The sequence below is a fragment of the Calothrix sp. PCC 7507 genome (genome assembly GCF_000316575.1).
In the GTDB taxonomy this organism is placed as follows: domain Bacteria; phylum Cyanobacteriota; class Cyanobacteriia; order Cyanobacteriales; family Nostocaceae; genus Fortiea.
Genome location: NC_019682.1, coordinates 3076394 through 3087565, shown reverse-complemented (window position 1 = coordinate 3087565; position 11172 = coordinate 3076394). Strand labels below are relative to the sequence as shown.

Below are 11172 nucleotides of genomic sequence, written 5' to 3'. Positions count from 1 at the left end.
ATTTTTGTGAAGATTTGCGGACAGTAATTAAGTAGAGCGACGCTTTACTTAAGAATCGAGAGTGCTGAGTAAACTTTCTCCCATACCCCGATGGCAAAACCCGCAGATATCAGCACCAAAAGATTAATCAGCCTTGCACCCGACAACTGGGTGAAATGGGTAACACAAATGCCTGATGTTGTTGCAGGTGAAATTCTCAACTCAGAATTTCAGTGGATTAGCCGAGAAAGTGACGTTTTAATCCGCGCCCAAAGTTCTCAAGGTGAAGAATTCCTGGTTCTCAACGAGCTACAATTGCGCTACACTTCCAAAATGCCGCGTCGGATGCGTGCCTATACAGGACTTGCAGAAGAAAAATACGATTTACCAACTTATCCTGTATTAATCAACATTCTCAAGTCTAAACACACACAAATTCCCACAACATACACATCAAATGTTGGCGGTTTACAAGCACGTCAAGACTACCGAGTGATAAATTTATGGGAAGTTGATGTCAATATAGTTTTTCAACAACCTTTACCTTCGTTGCTTCCCTTCGTACCAATTCTCAAAGGTGGAGAGAATGAGTCTACAATTCGAGAAGCCTTGCAAATTTTACGTAGCGATGAACAACTAAATCAACTGGAAACGGTTTTAGCATTTTTTGCTACGTTTGTACTAGAGACGAAGTTAGTTCAAGAAATCATGAGGTGGGATATGGCTGTGTTACGTGAATCGCCTTGGTATCAAGAAATATTACGCGAAGGAGAAGCCCGTGGAGAAGCACGTGGACGAAGAGAAGAATTGTTGTCAGGTATTGAATTGGCGTTGGAGATTAAATTTGGTAATCCTGGTTTAGAGTTAATGCCTGCGATCGCGCAAATTAATGATTTGCAGCAATTCAAGGCAATTCAGCAAGCTATCAAAACTGTAAATTCAGCTGAGGAGTTACGACAACTGTTTTAACACTCAACAGTTAACTGCCAATTAACCACAGCGATCGCGGTATCCTCTCGGACTTGTGCCAAATCGCCGCCGAAATGCCCCACTGAATGAAGGTAAGCTAGCATAACCGACAGTATGGGCAATTTCTGTAACGCTTAACTGTGTCTGTGCTAACAAGTTTTGTGCTTGCTGCATTTGGCAATCATGGAAATATTCAAATACAGCCTTACCAAAAAGATGACGAAACCCCCATTTCAGCTTGTTGTCATTTAATCCCACTTGCCGTGCTAATTCCAATAATGATGGGGGATTTTCTAAATTTTTGCTTAAAATTTCTTGGGCTAGATATAAGCGCTCAATATCATTACGTCGTAGCTTCGGGAGATAACATGGTTGTTGTTCTAACTCAGTCCATTTCGTCAACTGGAGTGCTAGTAAATCTAACATTCTGCTTTCCAGATAGATTTGGCGAATTGCTCCTCGATAGGGACAATTACGAATTTCTTGTAATTTGATTTGGATTGCAGGTGTAATAGTCCCCAGGCTTTGATGGAAGTTCTCGATTTCTTTTCCCTCAATCCATTTTTGCAACTGCACTGGTAGCACTTCCAATCCTGAATTTAATGCTCTCAAAACATCAAGATTAATCCCCAGTTGAATGCGTTGTAGTCTTTGCTGTGCAGGGATATATTCTATATTTTGAATGTCTTGCATAAAGGAAAAACAACTCTCTCTCCACCCTTCAGTGCGATCGCTCTCTGCTTTTAAACCAGGATTAATGATTCTAAAATTGCCAGATGAGTAAAAACTCAAAAATAATTGCTGTGATTCTGGTATGTGGGAGTCGAGACATAAGGGGTAATGAAATTTACCCTCTTCTATTTTGATGTGGCAACCATCCCGCAACCGGAAGAACAACTGTCCTCCATTACCAACCTTCTGAGGTACTGTAAACTTAGCTACCGAGTCTTCCCAGTGTTCTAAGACTTCACCATTTTGCCTTGCTTCTGCTTCAAAATCCTGAAATTCTGAGATGGTAATGATTTTTGCCATACTCCTTGACGCTACTCACAAAATCCTTGCATAGGCAAGTGATCTATTTACTCTTTACTTTCAGATTTTTGAGAGCATTTGTCAATAAGATTAGTTTTCCCTACAGTTGATCAGCCAACAGTTATAGCGTAGCCCAACCCAGCAGAAATCGTTCTTTTGTACACTTCAAATACTTACACCCACCCCGCAACATCATCAGTGCAGCCGGAGTCTTATGATTAGCTACAAGCACCATATCTAAGTATTTGGGAATGTGAGGAATGTCAAATCTTGTGAAGCGTAAACCCCGCGATCGCCAACCCCTTGGTTTACTTTTAGTAGTTTTGGCTTGGAGTCTAGCTATGGGTTGGCTTCTCGCTCTAGCTAGTAATGCCCAAGGTGTGACGACCGTTGGGGAAATCGGCACCGTTGATGTCGTGCCTGCACAATATAAACTGGGGCAAGAACTGTATTTGGAAAACTGCGCGACTTGTCATATTGCCTTACCACCAGCAGTTTTACCCACCCAAACCTGGCAAAATCTCCTGCAAGACTCCCAGCATTATGGCGTACAACTCAAACCTTTAATCAATCCACCACGGATCTTGATATGGAAGTATCTCCAAACTTTCTCTCGTTCTCAGCGACAAGACGAGGAAACACCATATCGTGTCAACAACTCACGTTATTTCAAAGCTTTACATCCAGGAGTTAAGCTCCAACGCCCTACTCAGATTAACAGTTGTGTTAGCTGTCATCCCAGCGCTAATGATTTTAATTTCCGCCGCCTTAGCCAAGAATGGGAGTGAGAGGGATGAGGGGGAGTGGGGAGATGAGGAAAATGAGGGTGAATAAATTATGGGCTTGCTTCCTCATCTCCCCCCCCACTCCCCCATCTCCTCTTCTGCCCCAGTTGGGGGCAAAATGATACTATTAAGGAAGCTGAAATATAAGATATAAGATTAAACCAATCATTTAGTAGACTGATTGGCTAGCCTTGTTGCTGTTTTTGAGTTAATACTCATTTCACACCCATCCACAAATAAAACGGCTGGGCTGAGTAAAATTCTTATAATCTATGCCAAACCTTTAATTTCCATCCTCTTTGATTAAGTGCCATAACTTGCCATGCTAAAAACTTTGTTGGGCGATCCCAACGCTCGTAAACTTAAAAAATACCAACCTTACATTAGTGAAATTAACCTCTTAGAGGAAGACATTAAAGCGCTTGCCGATGATGAGTTAAAAGGCAAAACAGCAGAGTTTAAACAGCGGCTGGCCAAAGGCGAAACCCTGGATGAGATTCTGCCAGAAGCTTTTGCTGTCGTCCGGGAAGCAGGACGGCGAGTCTTAGGCTTGCGGCACTTTGATGTCCAACTCCAAGGTGGTATTATTCTGCACTCAGGGCAAATTGCCGAAATGAAAACCGGGGAAGGTAAAACCCTGGTGGCGACATTGCCGAGTTATTTGAATGCTCTGAGTGGTAAAGGCGTACACGTGATTACAGTGAACGATTACCTAGCTCGTCGGGACGCGGAATGGATGGGACAGGTGCATCGCTTCCTGGGGTTGAGCGTAGGGCTAATTCAGTCCAGTATGATTCCCAGTGAACGGCAGAAAAATTACGACTGCGACATTACCTATGTCACCAACAGCGAGGTAGGTTTTGATTATCTCCGCGACAACATGGCTACATCAATGGCAGATGTGGTACAACGCCCGTTCAACTACTGCGTGATTGATGAAGTTGACTCAATTCTCATTGATGAAGCACGGACACCGCTGATTATTTCTGGACAGGTAGAAAGACCAACAGAAAAATACCTACAAGCAGCCGAAATCGCCTTCACACTGAAACCAGAAGAACATTACGAGGTGGATGAGAAAGCCCGTAACGTGTTGTTGACAGATGAAGGTTTTGCCGAAGCAGAAGAACTTTTGGGCGTTACAGATTTATTTGATCCAGAAGATCCTTGGGCACACTTTGTTTTCAATGCCATTAAAGCTAAAGAACTGTTCCTCAAGGATGTAAACTATATCGTCCGCAATGGGGAAGTGGTAATTGTTGATGAATTCACCGGGCGGGTACTACCGGGACGGCGCTGGAGTGATGGATTACACCAAGCAATTGAAGCCAAAGAACACGTAGATATTCAACCAGAAACTCAAACTTTGGCGACGATTACCTATCAAAACCTGTTCTTGCTTTATCCCAAATTAGGTGGGATGACGGGAACCGCGAAGACGGAAGAACCAGAATTTGAAAAAATTTACAAGCTAGAAGTCACGGTAATTCCTACCAACAGAATCAGAAGACGGGAAGATTGGTCTGACATGGTGTTTAAGACCGAACCTGGGAAGTGGGGAGCGATCGCCAAAGAATGTGCCCAAATGCACGAACAGGGTAGACCTGTATTAGTTGGCACTACCAGCGTGGAAAAATCTGAACTTCTCAGCCGCCTCCTCAAAGAAATGGCGATTCCCCACGAATTGCTCAACGCCCGACCGGAAAACGTTGAGCGAGAAGCAGAGATTGTTGCCCAAGCAGGACGCAGAGGTGCTGTAACTATCGCCACCAACATGGCTGGTAGAGGTACGGATATCATCCTGGGTGGTAACTCCGAATATATGGCGCGGCTGAAACTGCGGGAATACTTCATGCCGCGAATTGTCCAGCCAGAAGATGAAGACACCTTTGGTGTGCAACGGGTTGCTGGTTTACCAAGCGCCTCTGGTGGCGGTCAAGGTTTTGTTCCTGGGAAAAAAGTGAAAACTTGGCGGGCTTCACCGGAGATTTTCCCCACCCAGTTGAGCAAAGATGCAGAACAACAGCTCAAAGAAGCCGTAGAAACTGCAGTCAAAGAGTATGGCGATCGCTCTTTACCTGAACTGGAAGCAGAAGACAAAATCGCTGTCGCCGCCGAAAAAGCTCCCATCGATGACCCGGTAATTCAGAAACTGCGGGCGGCTTATAATCGCATCAAGCAGGAGTATGAACAATTCACCGAGCGCGAACACGACGAAGTGGTCGAACTAGGCGGTTTGCACGTCATTGGTACAGAACGCCACGAATCCCGCCGGATTGACAACCAATTGCGCGGACGGGCGGGCAGACAAGGCGACCCTGGTTCCACGAGATTCTTCCTCAGTTTAGAAGATAACTTGTTGCGGATTTTTGGAGGCGATCGCGTCGCTGGGTTAATGAACGCCTTCCAAGTGGAAGAAGATATGCCCATCGAATCGGGAATGCTCACCCGCAGCTTGGAAGGCGCACAGAAAAAAGTCGAAACCTATTACTACGACATCCGGAAGCAAGTATTTGAGTACGACGAGGTAATGAATAACCAACGTCGCGCCATCTACGCCGAACGCCGCCGCGTGCTAGAAGGTCAAGACTTGAAAGAACAGGTGATCAAATACGCTGAAAAAACGATGGACGACATCGTTGACTTCTATATCAACCCAGACTTGCCCTCAGAAGAGTGGGATTTAGAAAAGTTGGTGGAGAAAGTCAAAGAATTTGTCTATCTGCTGGCGGACTTACAACCCAATCAATTAGAGGATATGTCTGTCACCGAGATTAAAGCTTTCCTCCATGAGCAAGTGCGAATTGCTTACGACTTGAAGGAAGCGCAAATTGACCAAGTCCAGCCCGGATTGATGCGCCAAGCCGAACGCTTCTTTATCCTGCAAAGGATTGATACCCTATGGCGGGAACACCTGCAACAAATGGATGCTTTGCGTGAATCGGTGGGATTACGTGGCTACGGTCAAAAAGACCCACTGATTGAGTATAAGAGTGAGGGCTATGAATTATTCTTGGATATGATGGTGAATATCCGCCGAGATGTGGTATACTCCCTATTCATGTTTCAGCCCCAGCCCCAGCCAGTAGTACAAACATCGTCAGAGATGGTTTGAGGTAAATCTATTCGTAGTCAGCACTAAGATGCTGATTACGAACCTCAGCAGACGTTGGAACATGAAGTTATCCGAACTTGATTCCGCAACTAGCGCTAGCGATCGCATCATTAACGAGAATATCTTGCAGATAGATTTAAGTCGTAGAATCAAAAAACATGATAGGGATTTGGATATTAGGCGATCAACTTTGGCTAAAACAAGCAGCTTTAGCAAGTTGCTCACAGCACGAGAATTTGCCTGTAATTTTAATTGAGTCACAGCAACATATCCAAGCCAGACCCTATCATCAGCAAAAACTAGTTTTGATTTGGTCAGCAATGCGACATTTTGCTGAAGAATTACGACAGCACAAATATTCAGTTACTTACAAAATAGCCGCAGATTTTCAAACACCACTCCAAGCATGGATTCAGGCAAATAAAATTACTGAATTACGGGTGATGATGCCTAATGACCGACCATTCACCAAGGTAATTCAAAGTTTAGAACTTCCTTGCCAAATTACTCTAATTGCTAACAATCATTTTTTATGGAGTACATCAGAATTCCATAATTATGCTCAAGGACGCAAGCGGTTGTTAATGGAGGATTTTTATCGCCAAGGAAGGCGGCGGTGCCAAATTTTAATGGAGAAAGATCAACCAGTCGGGGGACAGTGGAATTTAGATAAAGAAAATCGCCAACCACCGAAAGGTAAATTAAATACGCCGCCTGCAAAATGGTTTGCAGCAGATGCAATTACACTTGATGTCATCGATAAAGTTAAGTCTCTCTCATTTCCTACCTATGGCGAAATAGAACCTTTTCACTGGGGAGTAACTCGCAAACAAGCACTCCAAGTATTAGACTGGTTTATTCAACAGCGACTGCCCCATTTTGGCCCCTACCAAGATGCAATGGTGACAGGAGAAGAAACAATGTGGCACGCGCTGCTTTCCCCTTACCTGAATATTGGTTTACTCCACCCTTTAGAAGTAATTCAAGCAGCAGAACAAGCTTATCAAGAAAAACAACTACCTCTAAATAGCGTCGAAGGCTTCATTCGTCAGGTGTTGGGTTGGCGAGAATATATGCATGGTATTTATCACTATGTAGATGCAAATTACTCAGAAAAAAATTGGTTTAACCATACACAAAAGCTACCAGAATTTTTCTGGACAGGTAAAACCGAAATGAATTGTTTGCACCAAATTCTGACTCAAGTGCAACGGACTGGTTATGCTCATCATATCCAAAGATTAATGGTGTTGAGTAATTTTGCGCTGATTTCCGGACTTTCGCCACAAGAAGTAGAAAACTGGTTCCATGCAGCATTTATTGATGCTTATGACTGGGTAATGCAGACAAATGTCATTGGTATGGGTTTATTTGCTGATGGGGGAGTGTTAGCATCAAAGCCCTATGCTGCCTCTGCAAACTATATTAATAAAATGAGTGACTACTGCAAAAGTTGTGTTTATAGTCATAAAGAACGTCTGGGTGAAAACGCTTGTCCATTTAACTTCTTTTATTGGAACTTTCTTGACCAACACCGCGATAAATTGCAGACTCAAGGACGTATGAGCTTTATTTTGAAAAACTTAGATAAAATGTCGGATGAAGAATTAAATTCTATTCGTAAACAAGCTCAAGATTGGCATATTAATTTATAACTCTTTAGACGCCTTGGTTTTCAAAACCTATAATAAATTTAATATCCTAGCTAGGAGTTCACCAAAATGGGTAAGCTGATATTGCCAAATCTTCAGGGTAAGCAAATGGGGTAAGTAATAGTTACCCTCACTGTCACAAATCGCATTGATCAAGTTTTAGCCCAGCGAGGCTTTATTTCACCAGAAGAAATTCGTTCTTTCAGCCTAGAGAATGTCTTGGTTGATAAGGGTGCAACCTTATTGTGCTTACCTGCTAGTATTATTAGTCAACTGGGTTTAGTTCAAGGCGGAGAAGCCCAGGTAGAAACAGCGACTGGAGTCAGCAGGGGCGAATTTTTCGAGATGTGGAACTGAGTATAGAAGAAGCCCGAGGAACATTTGATTGCCTGGAACTTAAAGAAGTACCTTATGCTCTTTTGGGTGTAACACCAATGGAGGTCTTAGGTTTAGAACCAGACTTGAAAAATCGTAAGTTGCGAGTTTTACCAATGAATCCTGAGCAAACTTACCTGAGTGTGTTGTAGATTTTGTAGGTTGGGCTGAGGAAGGAAACCCAACAAAGTCGAGATAATGTTGGGTTACCCTGCGGGAAGCCGCTCCGCGTCTACGCAAAGCCTCAACCCAAACTACGTCTAATGCACTATTTTAGTCTAGACAGTCCATTAGGGTGTGTTAGCGGAGCGTAACGCACCATTCCCGTTTTCCCATTTCAATCAGAATTGCAGGTTATTAAATTTGCATTCCTTAGGAGATTTCCAGAATAGAATGTACCAGGAAATTGTGAATGAACCGTAGGGGCAAACGGTTGTTTGTTCTCCGATTGGTAAAATTATTTCTAGAAATCACCTTAGTATCACAAAGCTTTCGCCATTGTGGATGTACTATTTTCTGTACTTGCCAAGCCTCTGGATGCGCCCCATGTCATTCTTGTAAGTAAATGATTTCCCACCCGTAGAGCATTGGCAATAATAGTTAATGATGGGTTTAAAGCACTGCTAGAAGGGAAAAAACTACCATCAACAACATAAAGATTGTCAACATCATGAGTCCGACAATTAATATCTAAAACTGAAGTACTGGGATTTTCTCCGAAACGACAAGTACCACATTGATGTGCAACTTCTCTCAACCCCATTTTTTGAGGAATATGTAAAGATCCAAGTGATTTAAATACAGGTATTGATTGTAAAACTTCAATCCATTGCTTAACCAATTTATTCAATGCTATCTGGTTATTCTGAGTATATTCAAGAGTGATTTTCCCATTTTTCATCAAAATTCTATTATTTAAGCTTGGTAAATCTTCTGTCATTACTAGCCAAGATAGAGAATGATTAGCTAAGGACTCAGCGATAAAATTAGGCATTAAAGGTGGACCATAGGCAAGTATTTTGTCTTTATTAGCACTACCGAGTAATTGCACGCTACCCATTGGATAAGGAAAATCTTGATTTCCCCAATAAAAATCAGTAACAGCTAATGTTTTTGGAAAAACCATATTCTTTAGCCGGGAATTCAAAGTCATGACTACAGCAAAGTTATGTGCCATGTAATTTCGTCCCACCAAACCAGAACTATTAGCTAATCCATTTGGGTGATGTTCATTAGCAGATTGAAGCAACAATAATGCCGAGTTAACTGCACCACAAGCCAACACCACAATATCCCCAGAGAATATCTGAGACTCTCCTTGTATTTGTGCTTCGACACTAGTTACTTCTCGACCAGATGAGCTAGTGTGTAAGCGGATGACTTTTGCTTGAGTTATTAATGTGATATTAGTATGTGTTACGGCTGGACGTACACAGTTAATATCTGCATCAGCTTTACCATCGAGCAAACAGGGAAAACCATCACAAGTATTGCAACGAATACAAGTACTTAAATGACGATTTACTTTATTTAGTTTGATCGCAAGTGGTTGATAAAAAGGATGCAACCCTTGATTTTTCAAAGAATCATGAATTTTCTGAACATAAGGTTCATGAATTAATGCCGGAAAAGGATATTCTTTATTAGCTTGGGGTTCAGTAGGATCAAGACCTCTCTCCCCATGTACATCATAGAGTTTTTCAGCTTGGTCATAGTAGGGAGCAAAATCTTGATATTTTAATGGCCATTCGGGGGAAATGCCATCTTGATGAATGACTGTTTCAAAATCTCGCTCACGAAATCTAAACAGCGCTCCACCATAAAATTTTGTATTGCCACCTACATAATAGTGCGCCAGTGGGTTGAAAGCTTTCCCCTGTTTGTCATACCATATTTCTGCAGTACGATAACGTTCTTTTTTTGAAACTTCTTTAGTATCCCAATTTGCTTTTTCTTTAGGTAAAAAACTACCTCGTTCTAAGACCAAAATTCTCTTACCACTGGATGCTAGTTTATAGGCTAAAGTTCCACCGCCAGCACCAGTACCAATGATGATAAAGTCGTAATGATTGGCAGTCATTGTTTACTATTTTTTAATTGAGAATTAGTTATGCTCAGATGTAATGCGGAAAAGTTGATTACGTCTTTTAAAATTACAGATTAGTAGTCAATTTAGCTTTTCTTGATTATTGATTCTGTATTTTAAATATCATTATTTTTTCTCTATAGGATTCCTATTTGATTTTTGAATTAAAAATAGGGTGGGCACTGACCACCAAAACCCGTATCTGGTGGGCAGTGTCCACCCTACAAATACTTAGATTTTTTCAAAACTCAAAGCGGATTGCTATATAAGATAAAAAGGAATTTGAGACATTCCTGCTAATAATTGTTACGACTTCAACATATAGTCAAAGAAATAGCATCAATTTTGCATTCTCAATAAAAATTACGTAATGCCTAAATTTTCGTATTTTATTGCTACTAAAGGTATATTAATTAGCTGAAATTAAGTTTAAATCTACAGGAACAAGCTATGAATCATACGTCGCCTCCGCCCTCGAATTGGGAGCTTTGGCAGCAATGGGTGGTTGCATGTGGTACTGCACGGGTTATAGGCGTCTTTATTGATTGGATAACTTTGCTCTTGTCTTTCATCGCCATTAAAGGAGCAAATGCTGATCACATAGTTTTTTTCTTTGTTCTGCTGTTCAACGCTATCAGTGCAGCCTTGGGGGGAATAGCTCAGTGGTTTGTTCTGCGATGGTGGATTAACTCAGCTAAATATTGGGTGCTTGCTAGTAGTTTAGCTAGTCCTCTGGGAGTGACGGTCAACAATACAATCAAATGGTTAGACATAGCGACTGTCAAACAGGACCAGGGGAACTCGATTGATTTCCTGAAGATATTCATCGGCAGTCCAGGAAGGATTTCACCAGTAATATTTGATACTTTTTATGGGGCAATATTAGGATTTGCTCAATGGCTGATACTAAAGGGAAAAGTTCCTCAAGCTGGCTGGTGGGTGCTGGCTAGTAGTTTTGCTACGTTGATTAGTGGTGTAGTGGTGCGTGTGACACGTCAGACATTGGGTCGCATGGGGTGGTACTTTGGTGACACTTATGACCCTCTAAATATAGCTATAGCAGCTTTCGGTGGAGTTGTTTACGGGGCGATCGCGGGAATTGTTTTGGTAAGATTACTGCAAAAGTCACGAGAATTAAATCAGTGAACTGTTAACTGATTCAGTGTGTTTACCATTACT

At 42.1% G+C, this 11172-nt stretch carries 8 protein-coding genes; 6 read left to right on the top strand and 2 right to left on the bottom strand.

The window, feature by feature from the left end; translation table 11 throughout:
* Positions 1-90: 90 nt before the first annotated feature.
* Positions 91-948: a hypothetical protein gene (locus CAL7507_RS13125; RefSeq protein ID WP_015128959.1), complete on the top strand. Its 858-nt coding sequence runs from the start codon at positions 91-93 to the stop codon at positions 946-948.
* A gap of 21 nt (positions 949-969) precedes the next feature.
* Here CAL7507_RS13125 and CAL7507_RS13120 read toward each other — a convergent pair whose 3' ends face one another.
* A complete protein-coding gene (locus CAL7507_RS13120) occupies positions 970-1980 on the bottom strand; it encodes an AraC family transcriptional regulator (RefSeq protein ID WP_015128958.1) in 1011 nt (336 codons plus the stop codon).
* Positions 1981-2240: 260 nt separating this feature from the next.
* On the opposite strand from CAL7507_RS13120, the gene CAL7507_RS13115 reads away from it, so the two are divergent.
* The 4 genes from CAL7507_RS13115 (at position 2241) to CAL7507_RS33670 (ending at position 8059) form a co-directional block, all read left to right on the top strand.
* The gene (locus CAL7507_RS13115) at positions 2241-2768 is read left to right on the top strand and encodes a diheme cytochrome C (protein ID WP_015128957.1); all 528 of its coding nucleotides are present in this window, start codon (positions 2241-2243) and stop codon (positions 2766-2768) included.
* Positions 2769-3087: 319 nt separating this feature from the next.
* A complete protein-coding gene (secA, locus tag CAL7507_RS13110) occupies positions 3088-5880 on the top strand; it encodes a preprotein translocase subunit SecA (protein ID WP_015128956.1) in 2793 nt (930 codons plus the stop codon).
* Positions 5881-6038: 158 nt separating this feature from the next.
* Positions 6039-7535 carry a cryptochrome/photolyase family protein gene (locus CAL7507_RS13105; protein WP_015128955.1) on the top strand — a complete coding sequence of 499 codons (1497 nt, stop codon included), beginning with the start codon at positions 6039-6041 and terminating at the stop codon, positions 7533-7535.
* A gap of 344 nt (positions 7536-7879) precedes the next feature.
* Positions 7880-8059 carry a hypothetical protein gene (locus tag CAL7507_RS33670; protein ID WP_369750913.1) on the top strand — a complete coding sequence of 60 codons (180 nt, stop codon included), beginning with the start codon at positions 7880-7882 and terminating at the stop codon, positions 8057-8059.
* 329 nt (positions 8060-8388) lie between these two features.
* Here CAL7507_RS33670 and CAL7507_RS13095 read toward each other — a convergent pair whose 3' ends face one another.
* Positions 8389-9987, bottom strand: coding sequence for a GMC oxidoreductase (locus tag CAL7507_RS13095; RefSeq protein ID WP_015128954.1), 1599 nt, complete (start codon positions 9985-9987; stop codon positions 8389-8391).
* 456 nt (positions 9988-10443) lie between these two features.
* On the opposite strand from CAL7507_RS13095, the gene CAL7507_RS13090 reads away from it, so the two are divergent.
* Entirely contained in the window at positions 10444-11139 is a 696-nt protein-coding gene (locus CAL7507_RS13090) for a hypothetical protein (protein ID WP_015128953.1), read from the top strand.
* The last annotated feature ends 33 nt before the right edge of the window (positions 11140-11172 follow it).

Coding starts and splice junctions, on each gene's coding strand:
- CAL7507_RS13120 (WP_015128958.1), bottom strand. CDS start 1,980: ATGGCAAAAATCATTACCATCTCAGAATTTCAGGATTTTGAAGCAGAA.
- CAL7507_RS13115 (WP_015128957.1), top strand. CDS start 2,241: ATGTCAAATCTTGTGAAGCGTAAACCCCGCGATCGCCAACCCCTTGGT.
- CAL7507_RS13090 (WP_015128953.1), top strand. CDS start 10,444: ATGAATCATACGTCGCCTCCGCCCTCGAATTGGGAGCTTTGGCAGCAA.
- secA (WP_015128956.1), top strand. CDS start 3,088: ATGCTAAAAACTTTGTTGGGCGATCCCAACGCTCGTAAACTTAAAAAA.
- CAL7507_RS13105 (WP_015128955.1), top strand. CDS start 6,039: ATGATAGGGATTTGGATATTAGGCGATCAACTTTGGCTAAAACAAGCA.
- CAL7507_RS13095 (WP_015128954.1), bottom strand. CDS start 9,987: ATGACTGCCAATCATTACGACTTTATCATCATTGGTACTGGTGCTGGC.
- CAL7507_RS13125 (WP_015128959.1), top strand. CDS start 91: ATGGCAAAACCCGCAGATATCAGCACCAAAAGATTAATCAGCCTTGCA.